The organism is Dechloromonas sp. ARDL1 (assembly GCF_051122455.1).
Taxonomy (GTDB): Bacteria; Pseudomonadota; Gammaproteobacteria; order Burkholderiales; family Rhodocyclaceae; genus Azonexus.
In genome coordinates, this window is record NZ_CP168939.1 from 2,044,226 (window position 1) to 2,061,149 (window position 16,924).

Here is a 16,924-nt window from a genome sequence, read left to right on the forward strand (position 1 = left end):
AGTCCCAAAAGACTGGCCAAGGGGCGATCGCATGAATCAACAGCCAGAGCGCATCGGACAATGCCACTTTTCGATGCGAAACGCTTACAGCAAGACAATATGCGGTTCTCGCCAGACACATGACAGGAGTACCGCGTAACACCACCATGAACGAATATCGACAACGGCATTGATAGCAATTATCATTTGCATCAAGGGTTGGCGCAGCCGCCCAGTTACTGGAGTCATCCCCTCAGCCCGCCACGCCTCTCCAGGCCAAGCCAGCCATTTGTCATCGGTTTCATTTGGCGGGAGGTGTCATGCTATTCAACTCAGTTGCAGTCTTTCAGGCTGCAAGCCGGCTGGTTTCGACGTCTTTGTGTCACGCCCCCATCGGCAAAGCTACCCACTCAATCCCCAAGCATAGCCTCGGGCATCTGGGGGAAGACGCCATGATCCTCAACAGCATTCTCGATGGTGTGGAGCCCCCCCACCCGCACCCGGAGCGGCTGTACTTCGGTGCTTGATTCCGGTGCCGCTTGCTTTGTCCTTATTTCCCTCACTGTTCTTCAAGAAGGTATCCCCATGCGATTTCGCTTATCTGCCCTGACAGGCTTCTTTTCTCTCGCATTGTCCGCACCCCAGGCCAACGCGCAGGCCGACGCGGCCAAGGAACTGCCCGCTGTGACCGTTACCTCCGAGTATCAAGGCAGTTTCAAGGCCAATACGGTCCAGGTCGGTACATTCCGCGATGCCTCACCGCTCGACGTACCGCAGACCAGCAACGTGATTACCCGCGAGGTGCTCGACGCGCAGGGGGCAAACACGCTCTTCGGCGCCTTGCGCAATACGGCCGGCGTCACCCGCGCCCAGCTGAACGGCTCGACCTTCGACAACATCGCCATCCGCGGCATCTTTGTTGAAAACCGCAGCAACTATCGTCTCAACGGCTCACTGCCGGTCGTCAACCTGCTTGATATTCCGTTGGAGAACAAAGAGCGCGTCGAAGTGCTGAAAGGCGCATCATCGCTCTACTACGGCTTCGTACCGCCATCCGGGATTGTCAATCTGGTGACCAAGCGTGCCGGCAAGGCGCCGGTATCCAATCTAACCGTATCGGCAAACCAGCATGGAGGCGCGAACATTCATGCCGACCTGGGGCGGCGTTTCGGCGGCGAGCAGCAATTCGGCGTGCGCGTCAACCTGCTCGAAGGGCGCGAGGATATCGGCATCGACAATTTCTCCGGCGATCGCTCCTTGGCCGCCGTTGCCTTCGATTGGCGCGCCAGCGACAAGCTTTCGTTCAAGCTCGACTTCGAACGCTACCGCAAGAACGTCTCCGAACAGGCCGCGATTGCCGTGCCAGCCGCCGTCGGCGGGAAAGTAACACTGCCCGGCGTCCCGGATGCGCGGCGCAATCTGGCCGGAGAGTGGCAAAAATTCGACGCCGAGGCGAGCAACCTGCTGTTCCGCGCCGATTATGCCCTGAACGACAACTGGGCCGTGCTGTTCGAAGCGGGCAAGGCACGTATCGAGCGTGAGCGCAATTTTTCCCAGTTCCAGAACTACAACCTCGCCACCGGCCAAGGCACCCTGCGCATTTTCTTCAATCGCGCCCAAGAGTGGGAGAACGAGAACTACCGCACCGAATTATCCGGCCGCCTGCCCGGGCAGTGGATGACCCACGAACTGGCCCTCGGCTTCGCCACCAACGAGCGCAGCCAGAATCCCGGCACTTCGTCCCTGGCGGATGTGCCGCAAAACCTTTACACCCCGCTAACCGTCGCCGAGCGCTCGCCAGGCATCGCAAGCGGCCCGAACCGGTCGACGATCAAGGACACCGGCTGGTACCTGTTCGACCGCATTTCGTTCGGCGAGCAGTGGCAGGTCATGCTCGGCGTTCGCGGCAGCCGCTACGAGAGCGTGACGAGCAGCACGCGCTACCAGGCAAAAGAACTCAATCCGGCGGCAGCGCTGATGTACAAACCGACGCACCGCATGTCCCTGTATGGCAGCTATCTGGAAGGGGTCGAGGAAACCGGCTTCGCCCCCGGCAACCGGGCCAACGCGGGTGAACTGCTGCCACCGGCGCTCTCGAGACAAACGGAAATCGGCATCAAGGCCGAGGTGGCGCAGGGCATCTTGTTCCAGGCTGCATATTTCGACATCAAACGCCCGTCGACCACGGTCGATTCGGGCAACCGCTTCGTGCTGAACGGTCTGGCTCAATACCAGGGCGTCGAACTGGCCGCCAGCGGCGAAGTCACCAAGAACCTGTCGCTGATTGCATCGCTCCTCTTTCTCGAGGCCAAGCAGTTGAATGCGGCCAATGCCGCCACCTTCGGCAAGACTCCGGACAATACGCCGGAACGCACCGCCAGCCTGTTCGCCGAATACCGGCTGCCGACCGTTCCGGGATTGGCGCTCAGCGGCGGCATCTACTATGTCGGCAAGCGGCCGGTGAACAATGAGAATCAGGCCTTCGTCGACAGCTATGCCACGCTGTCCCTTGGTGCGCGCCATACGACCGTAATCGGTGGCAAGCGCACGACTTTCCAGGCGGTAGTCGACAACGTGACCGACAAGAACTACTGGAGTACCGCCGGCAACGGCCTGCTCGGCGTCGGCGCACCGCGCACCCTGAAAGTCACGGCCAAGGTCGAATTCTGATCGTGCCGATTCTCCGGGAAGGAAATCCCCGGCCCACCGCGCACGGCCGACGCCAGCGTGATTGTTCGGGTTCAGGCCTGCGCCCGCTCCTCGTCCTGATCCATCGCTATGTCGGCCTGGCACTGGCCGGCTTCCTGCTGCTTGCCGGCCTGACCGGCAGCCTGCTGGCCTGGAACAGCGAGCTGGAAGCGCTGGTCAGTCCGTCGCTTTTCAAGGCATCGCCGCCAGCGCCCGATGCGACGCCGCTCGACCCGCTGTTGCTGCGCGAGAAGGTGCAGGCGGACAATCCCGGGGTGTTCGTGGGGCGTGTACCGCTCACGGTCGAACCGGGCAAAGCGATGGTATTTCGCCTCCAGCCCGCAGTGGATTCGGGTACGGGTGCGGCACCCGTTTTGGCCAACGACCAGGTTTTCGTCAATCCCTACACCGGCGACGTGTTGGGCCAGAGAAAATGGGGAGACATTAGCCAAGGCCGGAAAAACCTGATGCCCTTCATTTACCGCCTGCATCATTCGCTGGCGTTGGGTACGGTGGGCAGCACCCTGCTCGGCATCGTCGCGCTTGTATGGACGATCGACTGCTTCGTCGGCGCCTGCCTCACCTTTCCCCCGCGCCAGCGCGGGAAACAGCCCGTATCCGCCCGGTTGGCGCCGGCCCACGGGAAGGCGGGCCAATCGTGGCCGGCGCGCTGGTGGCCGGCATGGCGGGTTCGTTGGCGTGGCGACGCCTACAAGGTGAATTTCCATCTGCATCGCGCCGGCGGCCTATGGCCATGGGCGATGCTGCTCGTCCTGGCCTGGAGCGGCGTGTCGTTCAACCTTGCCGAGGTCTACGACCCGATCATGCGCACGCTGTTCGCGACCCAGCACGATGGGCGTACCGCGCCGTTGCTCAAGCCGCTGCCGTCCCCGCCGATCGGCTGGGTGGAGGCACGCGGAATCGGGCAACGGCTGATGGCCGAACAGGCGCGCGCCGGCGGATTTTCCATCCGTCGCGAACACCAGATTTCCTATGACCCGCGAAGCGGTCAATACCATTACTTCGCGCAAAGCGACCGCGATCTCTCGGCACGCTGGCGGCTCACCCGGGTCAGTTTCTCGGCAGAATCAGGCGCATTGACCGGTATATGGCGGCCCGTCGGCGCGGCTGCCGGAGACACGATCCGTACCTGGATCACCAGCCTGCACATGGCTGCACTGGGGGGAATGCCGATGAAACTCTTCATCGGCGCCATCGGGATGGTCGTCGCCATGCTCAGCGTGACGGGCGTTGCGATCTGGGCCAGGAAGCGCCGAGCACGCCGACAGCAATCGAAATCACCAACGGCTGCCCCCTGCTAGCAGGCGAATTCGGCAATTTGCGTTGTCTCTTGCGAGTACTGTCTTCACATGCTGTGATTGTATTTGCTACGTTAACTTCACGCATGTCCAGAGTCTGTATTGCAAGAAATACTCATCTTGAATCTGCAAAATTCGCGGTAATCAAAGTTAAAAAGCCCACCAATTTTCATCGGCGGGCTTTTGCGAGCACGAACGGCAAAACCTAGCTGGCCAGCGCGTTCTTGATCTGTTCGAGCGTGGACGGATCCTCGATGGTGGTCAGATCGCCCGGATCGCGCCCCTCGGCCAGCGCCTGCAGGGAACGGCGCAGCATTTTGCCGGAGCGGGTCTTCGGCAGGCCGGTGACGAAGTGCACACGGGCCGGACGAGCGATGGCACCGAGAATGCCGTCGACCGTGGCGAAGACTTCCTTTTCCAGTGCCTTGACCAACTCCGGCGTGGCCACCTTGGAAGCGTCCTTGACGACGGCGAAGGCCATCGGCATCTGCCCCTTCAGCTTGTCCTCGACACCGACCACGGCCACTTCGGCAACCGCCGGGTGGTTCTGGATCGCCTCCTCGATTTCGCGGGTGCCCAGGCGGTGGCCGGCCACGTTGATCACGTCGTCGGTACGGCCGAGGATGGTGAAGTAACCCTCTTCATCCTTGATCGCCCAGTCGTAGGAAGAATAGACCAGCGGCTCCTTGAACAGCGTGAAGTAGGTGCTGACGAAGCGGTCGTCCTGCCCCCAAACGGTGGATAGACAGCCCGGCGGCAGCGGCGGCACGACGGCGGCGATACCCTTTTCGTTGGCGCCGCAGACCGAGCCATCCTCGCGGAAGATCTGCAGGTTGTAACCATAGACCGGGAAGGACGGCGAACCGAACTTGATCGGGGTCTTTTCCACGCCGTGCAGCGCGGCCAGCATCGGCCAGCCGGTTTCGGTCTGCCAGTAGTTGTCGATGACCGGCTTCTGCAATTCGTTCTGGAACCACTCATGGGTGGGCTGGTCGAGCGGCTCGCCGGCCATGAAGACGTGCTTGAGCGAGGACAGGTCGTACTTGTGCATGTAGGCCGGGTCCTGCTTCTTCAGGACGCGGGCAGCGGTCGGCGCCGAGAACATGACGTTGACCTTGTACTTCTCGACGATCTGCCACCAGATGCCCGGGTCCGGCCGCAGCGGTGTGCCTTCGTACATGATGGTCGCCATGCCGGCGATCAACGGGCCGTAGATGATGTAGGAGTGGCCGACCACCCAGCCAATGTCCGAGGTCGAGAAATAGGTCTCGCCTTCGCCGCCGCAGTAGATGTGCTTCATCGACGAAGCCAGGGCCACGGCGTAGCCGCCGGTGTCGCGCTGCACCCCCTTCGGCTTGCCGGTCGTACCCGAGGTATAGAGGATGTACGACGGCTCGGAGGATTCCAGCCATTCGCAGTCGACCTTGGCATCCATATTCTGTGCGCGCAGGGTGGCGTAATCGACATCGCGGCCTTCGACCTTGTTGAAGCCCTTGTCCAGGCCACGGTCGACCATCAGAACCTTGGCCGGCTTGTGCTCGGCGATCTCGATCGCTTCGTCGAGCAGGTGCTTGTACGGCACGGCCTTGCCGCCGCGCATGCCGGCGTCGGACGACACGATCAGGGTCGGCTTGGCGTCGTCGATACGGGTCGCCAGGGAGCCCGAGGCAAAACCGCCGAACACCACCGAATGAATGGCGCCGATGCGCGTTGCCGCAAAAATCGCGAAAGCAGCCTGGGCGATCATCGGCATGTAGATCAGGACGCGGTCGCCCTTCTTGACGCCGAGGCTCTTGTAGATCGCGGCCATGCGCTCGACTTCGCGCTGCAACTCAGCGAAGGAGTAGACCTTCTCCTCATTGGTTTCGGTCGAAATGTAGATCAGGGCACGGTCATTCGGACGCTTGGCAGCGTGGCGATCGATGGCGTTGTAGCAGAGGTTGGTCTTGCCACCGACGAACCACTTCGCGAACGGCGGCCTGGAATAATCGCAAACCTGAGTAAACGGCTCCTTCCAGTCGATGAGTTGGGCCTGCTCGGTCCAGAACTCATCCGGCTTTTCAATGGAATACTGGTGAAACTCCTTGTACGTCGCCATAAAATCCCTCTTCAAAAGTTTTCCTGCACTACAAAATACTGAACGGACTAATTTTTTTGAGATTTCCGTTCACTTAAAAGGCGTTCAATCTCCACCAGCGGCAGAGCCAAGCCCAATTCCTTTTCAATAAGTTGCAACAGCGGCATCAGCCTTTCGCCCAGCGCGGGCAAGTGTGGAATGACCGGATCGATCCGGTTGGCCGCCAGCAACTCCAGCGCATGATTGATCGAGATCGGACGCGTCGCGGGCAAAACGCCACCCGACTCGGTACGATTCCCGCCCTCGCCCATGGCCCGGTGCATGCGTTCGCCGGCCAGGTCGAGCAAGGCCACCGCCGAGGTAGGTGGATCCGTTGGCATGCTGGCCAGGCCTATGCTCACAGTCAGGGCGACCGTTTCGCCGCTGATCGTCAGCTTGGCCATTTCGACAGCCTCGCGCACGCGCTCGGCAAAGGTGGCGCAAAAGGCCGGCGCGGTACCGGGGGAAACGATGGCAAACTGCCCCTGGCCGAAGTGACCCAGACTATCCTCATGTCGCATCTTGCCGGCCAACATCTTGGCGAAGCGATTGCAAATCTCTTCGGCTACCTGCAGACCGAAACGCTGGCAGAGAGCGCCGAAATCATCGAACCCCAGCACCATGACACTCACATCGACACCGTGCCGGGTAGCATGCGACAGCGCCTGGGCCATCTGCATTTCCAGATATTTACGTGTAAACAATCCGCTCACCGGATCCTGAACCAGACGCTCGCGATCGGCCTCGATATTCTCCTGAGCACGCGTCAGGCTAAGCAAGTTATTCAAGCGGATTAGCAGTTCCGCGCCGCCCGCACCCTTGGTCACGAAATCCGAAACCCCCAGTGCCTTGGCCTTGAGACGCTCCTCCTCGGTTTCTTCCCCCGAAACCAGAATGAAAGGCAACTGCTGCAAGCGCTTGAGCTTCGATGTCCGCAGGCGCTCAAGCAACTCATAGCCATTCAGCTTGGGCATCTGCAAATCGGAAATCACCGCCTTGATGGAGTGATCAACCACCAACGTCTGCCATGCCGCCTCGCCGTCGCTTTCCTCCCTGACCTCGTAATCCGCCTTCAGGTGATGGATGAGCGATACCCTGACCACCCGCGAGTCATCGACGATCAGGATATGCGGCAGATCGGCCACCTCAGCCTCCGGCGATTTCCACGACCACGCGACCCTTCGCACGCCCGGCAATGTATTCGTCGAACATGGCGGGCAAGGCATCGAAGGGAATCCGGCGCGACATCGCGTCGAGGTGCGGCGGGCGCAAATCGGTCGCCAAGCGCTGCCAAACCCCGCTGCGATACGGTTCGCGGATATAGCCGGAATCGACGCCAAGCAGGGAAACACCGCGCAGGATGAAAGGCATGACCGTCGTATTCAGCACGTGGCTGGCCGCCAGGCCGATACTGGCAATCGTCCCGCCCTGCTCCATGGTGCTGGCGATCCATGCCAGGACATCGCCGCCCAGATTGTCCACCGCCCCCGCCCAGCGCCCTCGGTCCAGCGGGCGGATCTTCGTGAGATCCAAACTCTGGCGCATCAACACTTCTGCAGCCCCCAGACCGAGCAGATAGTCCTTTTCGCTTTCCTTTCCGGTCAGTGCCACGACGTGGTAGCCAACCTTGGCCAGCATGTCGACCGCCAGGCTGCCGACGCCGCCTGTAGCACCGGTCACGATGACCGGCCCCTTTTCCGGACGAAGGCCGTTTTCCTCCATGCGCACGATGCCCAGGGCGGCGGTAAACCCGGCCGTCCCCAGTGCCATGGCGTCATAAAGTGACAAACCGGCCGGCAAAGGCACGACCCAGTCGCCCGGCACCCGGGCAACTTCGGCATAACCGCCGTGGTGGGCCACACCGATATCGAAACTGGTGGCGATCACCGGATCGCCGGGCTTGAAGCGCGCATCGCTGCTGGCGACGACCGTCCCCGACAAGTCGATGCCGCCAATGCACGGAAAGCGGCGAATGATCTTGCCAGCACCGGTTGCCGCCAAGGCATCCTTGTAGTTGATGCTCGAGTAGGCCACACGGATCGTCACCTCGCCAGCATCCAGCTGACCTTCATTCATTTGAACGAAACCGTTGCCAACCTTCCCGTCACGCTCCTCGATCAACAATGCCTTGAAAGAATCCATCGTTTTCCTCACTCCTTGGGAAAATAAATTGTATTCATAATTACAGAGTATGAACATAGTCGTACCCGTCGATTTTTACCGCGCCTTTACAGCATCCGTTTTTTCAAATACATTTCGGGGCTATGCATAAAGTACTGGCCTCCCTGCTTCTATCGGTTTCGCTGCTGATCAGCGGGATCGGGGCGTCCACTGCTGCCGAGCAAGTCCGCAAGGATGAACAACCGTCGTTCCTGGAACGTTACACCAACGCCGCGCAGGATGTCATTCTGCAAGGCCTGAAGCTGGTGGGCGTCCGCTACCGCCTCGGCGGCAACAACGAGGATAGCGGACTGGACTGCAGCGGCTTTGTCCGCCTCGTCTTCAAGGACAGCATCGGCGCATCCCTACCGCGCACCGCCAAGGAAATGAGCGAAGTCGGCCAGCAAATCGACGCCAGCCAGCTCAAGCCGGGTGATTTGGTGTTCTTCAACACCATGCGCCGCACGTTTTCGCATGTCGGCATTTATCTCGGCGACAATCACTTCATGCATGCCCCGCGCACCGGCGCCGAAGTTCGCGTCGAAAGCATGGACAGCAGCTACTGGGTCCAGCGCTACAACGGCGCCCGCCGAATTCTCGACGGAAACTGATCGATCAAGCGGCTCGCGAGCCGCTTTTTTAATACCAAACTTCGATAACCATTCTCATTTACAGTTTTGTTTCCTGACAGTAAACTGACAGGATTCCTGAACCAAACTGGAGTTGCTTGATGAAACTGAAATTCGGTCTAGTAGCCGCCGCCGTCCTGTCGCTAATGAATGCCGCCACGGCGGAGGAAAATGTTCTCAACCTGTATTCAGCCCGCCATTACCAGACCGATGAAGCGCTCTACAACAACTTCACGCAACAAACCGGCATCAAGATCAACCGGATCGAGGGCAAGGAAGACGAGTTGCTCGAACGCATCAAGAACGAAGGCGCCAACAGCCCGGCCGACATCTTCCTGACGGTCGATGCAGCCCGTCTGGCCAAGGCCCACGAATTGAGCTTGTTCGCGCCGGTGGCCTCGAAAACCCTGGAAACCCGGATTCCGGCCCATTTACGCACCGAGGACTGGTTTTCCTTCTCGACGCGCGCCCGCGTCATCGTCTACAACAAGACCCAGGTAAAAGCGGAAGACGTCCAGAACTACGCCGACCTGGCCAATCCCAAGCTGAAGGGCAAGCTCTGCTCTCGCTCCGGCTCGCATCCCTACAACCTGTCGCTGATGGCTTCGATCATTGCCCACCAGGGTGAAGCCAAGGCCGAGGAAGTGGCCCGCGCCATGGTCGCCAACTTCGCCCGCGCACCCAAGGGCGGCGACACCGACCAGATCAAGGCAGTCGCTGCAGGTGAATGTGGCGTGACGATCTCGAACACCTATTACGTGGCCCGCCTGCTGCGCTCGACCAAGCCGGAAGAAACCAAGCTGATGGAAAAGGTCGGCATCATCTGGCCCGACCAGAGTGGCAATGGTGCCCACATCAACGTTTCCGGTGGCGGCATGTTGAAGAACGCACCGCACAAGGCAGCGGCCGTCAAATTCCTTGAGTACCTGGCCTCCGACCAGGCGCAACGCTATTTTGCCGACGGCAACAACGAATGGCCGGTCGTGGAAAGCGTCAAGGTCGCCAATCCGGCGCTTGAATCGCTAGGAAAGTTCAAGGCGGACAAACTCCCCGTCAAGAACCTGGCGATGTACCAGACCAAGGCCCAGATCATTTTCGATCGCGCCGGCTTCAAGTAAGACCTCGTCAAGCTCCGGGGAATTGCCTACAATCGAACTCCTCCAAGGCGTTTGATTGATGACTGAAAAAGGACTTCCCCCGAGCAAGCTCATTCGTGCCATACGCGCCGCTCGCCTGAGCGGCGTTGTAATTGCATTGGATGACGGTGCGGACCTCGAAGAGGTCGACGTTCACGGACACGCTGGCCTACCGTTGCGCACCGCCTGCTTCGAAGGCAACCTGGCCATTGTGCGGGAATTGCTGATCCGCGGCGCCGATCCGAATGCCAGCGCGGCCGATGGCGCCAGCGCCCCGCTCCGTCTGGCCTTGCGTCGCGAGCATTACGAAATTGCCGCCTTGCTGATTCAGGAAGGGGCCCGCCCCCCAAACGACATGACGATTCCGCCGGACGTTCTGGGCATCAAGAGCGCCCCTCTGCCCGGTGAAGCCGTCGTACCCGAACTACCCGGTACGGCAGCCGACAATCTCATCGAATTCACCCCGAGCAACCTGTCGTTTCACAAGCCGGGGGCAGCCGAAACGACCGAATCGTTCGGCACCGAGACCAATGCGATCTCCGCCGACCTGCTCTTTCTCGACGTAGACGAAATTCCGCCTATTTCCTGGGAAACACCGGCCAAACCGTAACGGGGCAGCGAGTCGACGACAGCGACCTATCGACGCTTACTTTCGGCGCGCGGCAGATATCTGTCGCGACAACGCGATCAATGGCAGCAAACCCACCACGACGATCGCCAGCGCTGCCGTCGACGCTTCGGCCAGTCGCTCGTCAGACGCCAGCGTATAGGCCTGGGTCGCCAGGGTATCGAAGTTGAAGGGACGCATTACCAGCGTCGCCGGCAATTCCTTCATGACATCGACGAAGACCAGCAATCCAGCCGTCAGCAGGCTGCCGCGCAGCATCGGCACATGCACGCGGCGCATCGTTTCGCCCTGCCCCAGTCCCAGGCTGCGCGCTGCATCGTCCATGTTCGGCGTGATCTTACCCAGGCTCGACTCCACCGTATGCAGCGCCACGGCCAGGAAACGAACAAGATAGGCATAAATCAAGGCAGCGATACCACCGGTCAGCAGCAAGCCAGGGTTATGGCCGAACCAGGTCTCCCACTGCCCAGCCAGCCAGTTGTCGAGCCGGGTCACCGGGATCAGCACCCCGACCGCGATCACCGCGCCGGGAACGGCATAACCCAGGCCGACCAGACGATTCAAGCCGGTCGCCAGGGCACTTTTGGAAAGACGCGCACCATAGGCAAGCAGCAAGGCCAGCAGAACGCCAATTGCCGCCGTCGCGCCGGCCAGTACGAAGCTGTTGCGCGACAGCACCAGGAAGCGCTCGCCGAACTGGGCGTCACCCTCGGTCAGTGCCATCTTCAACAGAAGCCCGGCCGGAACCAAGAAGCCCAGCAACAACGGCAAGGCACAGCCGACGACCGCCAGCACGGCGGCCAGGCCCCGCAAGCGCGCACCGGCCATCGGGCGGTTCCGCCCCGTTGTATCGTGGTAGCGCGCCCGCCCCCGGGAAACGCGTTCAGCCATCAGCAGAAAGAGCACGAAAGCCAGCAGCATGGCGGCCAGTTGTGCCGCGGCGATGCGATCGCCCAGCGAGAACCAGGCGCGATAGATGCCGGTCGTGAAGGTGTTGACCGCGAAATAGGCCACCGTGCCGTAGTCGGCCAGCGTCTCCATCAACGCCAGCGCCACGCCTGCGACGATGGCCGGGCGCGCCAGCGGCAGCGACACCGCGAAGAAAGCCCGCCACGGCCCCATGCCCAGCGTTCGTGCCGCTTCCAGCATGCCGCTCGCGCGCTCCAGGAACGCCGTCCGCGCCAGCAGATAGACATAGGGATAGAGCACGCAGACGAACATCATCATCGCTCCCGGCAGGGTGCGGATATCCGGGAACCAGTAATCGCCGTGCTCCCAGCCGAAAGTCTCGCGCAAAAAAGTCTGCACCGGACCGACGAACTGCAGGAAATCGGTATATACGTAAGCCATGACGTAGGCCGGTACCGCGAGCGGCAGCACCAGCGCCCACTCGAAAAAGCGCCGCCCCGGGAATTCGTGCATCGCCGTCAGCCAGGCGGTCGTCACCCCCAACGATCCGACACCGAGGCCGACCCCCAGACAGAGCCAAAGCGAATTGACGATGTATTCCGGCAGCACCGTCGACGACAGATGCGCCCAGGTTTCACTTGTCCCGCCGGCGAACAGATTGAGTCCGACGCTGGCTACCGGCAAGCCGGCCAGCAGGGCGACCACGAGGCCGACGATCAACAGGGGGGAGTAAGAGGCAATGCGCATGTCTGTGAATGCGAATTATAATCGACCGCTATGGCTCAACTTGAACTAAATGGCGTCGTTCTGCGCTACGGCAGGCATACCGTCGTCGACGGCGTCGATTTCCGCCTCGAAGCCGGCAGCATCGCCTGCCTGCTCGGTCCGTCGGGCTGCGGCAAGACAACCCTGCTGCGCTGCATCGCAGGCTTCGAGGAAATTGCCGACGGCGAAATCCGGCTGCACGGCGAGGTGGTCAGCAAGCCCGGCTTGTCCACGCCACCGGAGAAGCGGCGAATCGGCATGGTCTTCCAGGACTATGCGCTATTCCCGCACCTCACCGTCGAACAGAATGTCGCCTTCGGACTGGGCCGCAAGCCTGCTGAAGACGCCCATCTGCGCGTCCGCCAGTTGCTTGCCACGGTCGGTCTGCATGGCCAGGGAAACAAGTACCCGCACGAACTGTCCGGCGGGCAGCAACAACGGGTGGCGCTGGCCCGCGCGCTGGCGCCGCGCCCCAACCTGATCCTGCTCGACGAGCCCTTCTCCAATCTCGACGTCGGCCTGCGCGAGCGGCTCTCGGTCGAGGTGCGCGAAATCCTCAAGCGCGAAGGTTCGACCGCCATCATGGTCACCCACGACCAGCACGAGGCCTTCGCCATGGCCGACGAGATCGGCATCATGTACGAAGGTCACATCCAGCAATGGGATGTGCCCTACAACCTCTACCATCGGCCATCGAACCGCTTCGTTGCTGACTTCATCGGCCAGGGCGTGCTGCTGCCCGGCATCGTCGCCGGTGGCACCAATGTCGACATGGAACTCGGCCAGCTGGTTTCCGACATCCCGGTCGAATGCAGCGAGACCTGCGCCAACTGCGCCGATGGCTGCGACGTCGACGTGCTGCTCAGGCCCGACGACGTGGTCCATGACGACCGCAGCCCCCTGCAGGCCGAAGTGCTGCACAAGGCCTTCCGCGGCGCCGACATCCTCTACACCCTGCGCCTGGCCAGCGGCGCCGAGGTACTGTCGCTGGTTCCCTCGCACCACAATCATGCCCTGGGCGAAAAGATCGGCATCCGCCTCGATGCCGATCACGTCATCGCCTTCAAGAAACAGTCGCATCACGATCACGCGTGATTCCATTCCTCAGCCCGTTCGACACTTTTCCACCCGTCGAATCGGCACGCCAGGACATGGATGGCCTGCTCGCCATCGGCGGCAGCCTGGCACCTGAATGGATACTTGGCGCCTATCGGCACGGCATTTTTCCCTGGGGAACGGTCGAAGGTCATCCGCTGTGGTATAGCCCCGATCCGCGCATGGTGCTCTTTCCGGCAGAATTCCGCCTGACCCGCTCGCTCGACAAGCTCGTTCGGCGCCAGCGCTTCACCGTCCGCTTCGACAGCAATTTTCGTGCAGTCATCGCCCATTGCGCACAAACCCCGCGCCCCGGCCAGAACGGTACATGGATCAACGACGAGATATTCGCAGCCTATTGCCGCCTGCACGAACTCGGTTGGGCCCACTCGGTCGAAACCTACGAGGGAGATACCCTGGTCGGCGGCCTGTATGGACTGGCCATCGGTCGCATGTTCTACGGCGAATCGATGTTCTCCCACCGAACCGACGCATCGAAGGTCGCCTTCGCCCACCTCGTGCGTTATCTTGTTGCCAACCAATTCGGGATGATTGACTGCCAGATGTATACCGACCACCTCGCCTCGCTTGGCGGCCGTGAAATTCCGCGCCAGGACTTCGTGGACAAGCTCTCCGTGTTGATCGCCACGGGCAACCCGCGTTCGGTGTGGGCAACAGAGCCTTCCGGGCAATAGCCATGGCCCAGCCCGACGACGCCGAACTGCCCTTCTCGTTGCTGCTCTACTACGCAACGTCGCCCTATCCCTGCAGCTACCTGCCGGATCGCGAGGCGCGCTCGCAAGTCGCCACCCCGGCCCACCTGATCGACGACGAAATCTACAGCTCGCTCGTGCGCGCCGGTTTCCGGCGTAGCGGCATCTTCACCTACCGCCCACACTGCGACCATTGCCGCGCCTGCATTCCGGTCCGTCTTCCCGTTGCCGACCTCGAACCCAACCGCAGCCAGCGCCGGGCAGCGAAGCACCACGCCAACCTGCGGGCACGCGAACTACCGCTGGCCTACCTCGACAACCACTACGACCTCTACAACCGCTACCAGCAATCCCGCCATCCGGGCGGCGGCATGGACGAGGACAGCCACGAACAGTACGCCCAGTTCCTGCTGCAGAGCCGCGTCGACACGCGACTGATCGAATTCAGCGACGACCAGGCCATTCGCATGGTCAGCCTGATCGATGTACTCGATGACGGGCTTTCCTCCGTCTACACCTTCTACGACCCCGATGTCCCGGGCGCCAGCTTCGGCACCTACAACATCCTCTGGCAGGCCGCCCAGACCCGGGCGCTCGGCCTGCGCTACCTCTACCTCGGCTACTGGATTGCCGAAAGCCGCAAGATGGCCTACAAGGCGGCCTTCCGGCCGATCGAAGGCCTCATCGACGGCCACTGGACAACGCTTCCCGAACTCGACCCCGCATGAAAACACCTGCCCTGCTGTTGCTTCTCGCCGCCCTCTCCGCACACGCTGCCGACGATCGATTTCCCTACGCCTGCGACAACGGGAGCAACCTGGAGATCGCCTTCACCGCCGACGCCGAGGGCCGCCCGCTCGCCACCCTGCATTTCGCCGACGAAGCGGTGGTGCTGCCGCAAGTACCCTCCGCCTCCGGCGTGCAGTACCGCCGGGGCGAGATTCGCCTGCACACCAAGGGCGACGATGCCGTGCTTGAGGACGGCAAAGGCAACTTGCGCCGCTGCGCGCGTGGCGCCGTACCGCCGCCCTCTCCGGCAGCACCCTCCACAACCACGCCGGCAGCAGCCAGCAGCTTCATCGAGATCGGCGGCACGGTCAGCTACCTGGCGCGGATCGCCCTGCCGCCCGACGCCATCCTGACCATCCGCATCCGCTCAGCCGGCCGTACTCTGGTCGAACAACGCTATGAATTGAATGGTGCGCAACCCCCGATCCCATTCTCGGCCAGCATCGACCGCGACCTGCTGGGCAAGAAGCCGAGCCTCACCGTCACCGCCCAAATCGACCAGCACGGCAAGCGGCGCTTCGCCGGCAGCAAGACCTACCCGTCACCGGAACAGCCGCTCAATCTGGAACTCAAGCCCGCAGCAAAGCAGTAATCCCGCTGCAGAACTACAAGGGCAGATATTTTCCTGTTGCCCCAGGGTACTGTGCAGAGAGATACCCTGCTCAGCGGCCACGCCTATCAACTCCCGAATCGCGGAACCAGCCGAACCATAAACCGACCGCCACGGGCGAGGCGAGGCAGACGGCGGCCAGCACATCCCCGAAACCGCCTTCGCTGAACAGGGCGGACATCAGGCCGATGGCCGTCAACACCCCGAGTACAGTGGGCCACACCCAGATATCGACACGCCCCCTCATCCCGCCGCCTCCGACTGTGCGACGGCAGCAGACAGACGAGAGGGGCGCCGTCGACGCTGCACCCACAAATAGACCCCGCTCCCCAGGACGACGATGGTGACGATATCCAGCAAGGCCCACAGAATCTGCATCGCTCGGCCGCCGTAGTCACCGAAATGCAGGGGCTGTGAGACGAGCAAGGCTGTCAGGTACCAGGGCAAGGCGGGCGCAGCCGTGACCTCTGCAGTACGCGCATCGACCAGCACCGGCTGTAGCAGGCGCGAAGTCAATGGGGCATTGCCGCGCAGGAAGAAAGTCGTATGGTGCGGACTCGACAGGGCCGTGCCGGGAAAGGCGATGAACGACACGGCGCTATCCGGAACCTGCCGTTGTACCGCCTCGAACGCGCTTTGCAGCGATGCGCGCTCCGCAGGGTGCACCATTGGCTGCTCGCGATAGGGCGCCAGCAAGATGCTCAACTGGTCGTGCTGCCAATATTTAATCAGCAGGTCGGCCCAAGTATTGATCATGCCCGTCGCGCCGACGACAAAAAACCAGACCAGCGTGACGATGCCCAGCAGGTTATGCAGGTCCAGCCACTTCAGCCGCGGGCGACGTTCGCGGCGCACCGTGCCGAACGCCAGCTTGCGCATGAACGGCCCGTAGAGCACGACGCCGCTGATGATGGAAACCAGCAGTAGCAAGCCCATCAAACCGAGAAAAAGCTTGCCGGGCAAGCCGGTGAAGAGATCGACATGCAGCTTGAACATGACCCGCATGAAGCCCTCGTCGAAGCGCGGCTGGCCGAGCACCTCGGCACTGCGCGCGTCGACGACCACCGAACGGAAATCGTCGGTCGGCTCGGGCGTCGGCGTCATCGTCACGAACCACTTGTCGCGCTCGTCCTTCTCCTGTGAGAGGTATTGCACGACACGCTCCGGATACTGTACCTGCGCCGCTGCCAACACCCGGTCCAGGCTGGCGCGCGGCGCATCGGGCGCCATCGCCGGCGCCTCGATCTCGGTGCCGAGCCAATGCCCGATCTCGTGGTGAAAAATCAGCGGCAGCCCGGTAAGACACAGGAGCAGCATGAAGAGCGTGCATACCAGGCTGCTCCAGGTATGCAGCCACGACCACAGGCGCAGGCGGTTTCCGTACATCG

The 16,924-nt window shown here is 61.8% G+C and carries 16 protein-coding genes; 10 read left to right on the forward strand and 6 right to left on the reverse strand.

The window, feature by feature from the left end; genetic code table 11:
• Positions 1-299 precede the first annotated feature (299 nt).
• The 3 genes from AB6Q56_RS10055 to AB6Q56_RS10065 are packed head-to-tail and all read left to right on the forward strand — an operon-like array spanning position 300 to position 3,989.
• Complete coding sequence (locus AB6Q56_RS10055; RefSeq protein WP_434516907.1) at positions 300-506, forward strand: hypothetical protein; 207 nt, start codon at positions 300-302, stop codon at positions 504-506.
• Between the two features lie 58 nt (positions 507-564).
• Positions 565-2,649 (forward strand): TonB-dependent siderophore receptor, encoded by a 2,085-nt coding sequence (locus tag AB6Q56_RS10060; RefSeq protein ID WP_434516908.1) that lies wholly within the window; start codon positions 565-567, stop codon positions 2,647-2,649.
• Between the two features lie 2 nt (positions 2,650-2,651).
• Positions 2,652-3,989, forward strand: coding sequence for a PepSY-associated TM helix domain-containing protein (locus AB6Q56_RS10065; RefSeq protein ID WP_434516909.1), 1,338 nt, complete (start codon positions 2,652-2,654; stop codon positions 3,987-3,989).
• 202 nt (positions 3,990-4,191) lie between these two features.
• Here AB6Q56_RS10065 and AB6Q56_RS10070 read toward each other — a convergent pair whose 3' ends face one another.
• Genes AB6Q56_RS10070 through AB6Q56_RS10080 form a run of 3 tightly spaced genes read right to left on the reverse strand, consistent with a single transcriptional unit; the run spans position 4,192 to position 8,244 of the window.
• Positions 4,192-6,084: a propionate--CoA ligase gene (locus tag AB6Q56_RS10070; protein ID WP_434516910.1), complete on the reverse strand. Its 1,893-nt coding sequence runs from the start codon at positions 6,082-6,084 to the stop codon at positions 4,192-4,194.
• 47 nt (positions 6,085-6,131) lie between these two features.
• Positions 6,132-7,247 (reverse strand): diguanylate cyclase, encoded by a 1,116-nt coding sequence (locus tag AB6Q56_RS10075; protein WP_434516911.1) that lies wholly within the window; start codon positions 7,245-7,247, stop codon positions 6,132-6,134.
• A 1-nt stretch (position 7,248) separates the two neighbouring features.
• Entirely contained in the window at positions 7,249-8,244 is a 996-nt protein-coding gene (locus AB6Q56_RS10080) for an oxidoreductase (RefSeq protein ID WP_434516912.1), read from the reverse strand.
• Positions 8,245-8,366: 122 nt separating this feature from the next.
• Here AB6Q56_RS10080 and AB6Q56_RS10085 point away from each other — a divergent pair, with 122 nt between their 5' ends.
• From AB6Q56_RS10085 to AB6Q56_RS10095, 3 genes are all read left to right on the forward strand, one after another.
• A complete protein-coding gene (locus AB6Q56_RS10085; RefSeq protein WP_434516913.1) occupies positions 8,367-8,873 on the forward strand; it encodes a C40 family peptidase in 507 nt (168 codons plus the stop codon).
• Positions 8,874-8,992: 119 nt separating this feature from the next.
• The gene (locus AB6Q56_RS10090) at positions 8,993-10,009 is read left to right on the forward strand and encodes a Fe(3+) ABC transporter substrate-binding protein (protein ID WP_434516914.1); all 1,017 of its coding nucleotides are present in this window, start codon (positions 8,993-8,995) and stop codon (positions 10,007-10,009) included.
• A gap of 58 nt (positions 10,010-10,067) precedes the next feature.
• Complete coding sequence (locus AB6Q56_RS10095; RefSeq protein WP_434516915.1) at positions 10,068-10,637, forward strand: ankyrin repeat domain-containing protein; 570 nt, start codon at positions 10,068-10,070, stop codon at positions 10,635-10,637.
• Positions 10,638-10,673: 36 nt separating this feature from the next.
• Here the strand turns inward: AB6Q56_RS10095 and AB6Q56_RS10100 are convergent, their stop codons facing one another.
• Positions 10,674-12,311: an ABC transporter permease gene (locus tag AB6Q56_RS10100; protein ID WP_434516916.1), complete on the reverse strand. Its 1,638-nt coding sequence runs from the start codon at positions 12,309-12,311 to the stop codon at positions 10,674-10,676.
• A 30-nt stretch (positions 12,312-12,341) separates the two neighbouring features.
• Here AB6Q56_RS10100 and AB6Q56_RS10105 point away from each other — a divergent pair, with 30 nt between their 5' ends.
• The 4 genes from AB6Q56_RS10105 to AB6Q56_RS10120 are packed head-to-tail and all read left to right on the forward strand — an operon-like array spanning position 12,342 to position 15,518.
• The gene (locus AB6Q56_RS10105; RefSeq protein WP_434516917.1) at positions 12,342-13,424 is read left to right on the forward strand and encodes an ABC transporter ATP-binding protein; all 1,083 of its coding nucleotides are present in this window, start codon (positions 12,342-12,344) and stop codon (positions 13,422-13,424) included.
• The gene (gene aat, locus AB6Q56_RS10110; protein ID WP_434516918.1) at positions 13,421-14,119 is read left to right on the forward strand and encodes a leucyl/phenylalanyl-tRNA--protein transferase; all 699 of its coding nucleotides are present in this window, start codon (positions 13,421-13,423) and stop codon (positions 14,117-14,119) included. Before AB6Q56_RS10105 ends, aat begins: the two co-directional genes overlap by 4 nt.
• 2 nt (positions 14,120-14,121) lie before the next feature.
• Positions 14,122-14,865: an arginyltransferase gene (locus AB6Q56_RS10115; protein WP_434516919.1), complete on the forward strand. Its 744-nt coding sequence runs from the start codon at positions 14,122-14,124 to the stop codon at positions 14,863-14,865.
• Complete coding sequence (locus tag AB6Q56_RS10120; protein ID WP_434516920.1) at positions 14,862-15,518, forward strand: YbaY family lipoprotein; 657 nt, start codon at positions 14,862-14,864, stop codon at positions 15,516-15,518. The genes AB6Q56_RS10115 and AB6Q56_RS10120 overlap by 4 nt, the downstream gene beginning before the upstream one ends.
• Before the next feature lie 70 nt (positions 15,519-15,588).
• Here the strand turns inward: AB6Q56_RS10120 and AB6Q56_RS10125 are convergent, their stop codons facing one another.
• The gene (locus AB6Q56_RS10125) at positions 15,589-15,783 is read right to left on the reverse strand and encodes a hypothetical protein (RefSeq protein WP_434516921.1); all 195 of its coding nucleotides are present in this window, start codon (positions 15,781-15,783) and stop codon (positions 15,589-15,591) included.
• Positions 15,780-16,922: a PepSY-associated TM helix domain-containing protein gene (locus tag AB6Q56_RS10130; protein ID WP_434516922.1), complete on the reverse strand. Its 1,143-nt coding sequence runs from the start codon at positions 16,920-16,922 to the stop codon at positions 15,780-15,782. Before AB6Q56_RS10130 ends, AB6Q56_RS10125 begins: the two co-directional genes overlap by 4 nt.
• Positions 16,923-16,924: the final 2 nt, after the last annotated feature.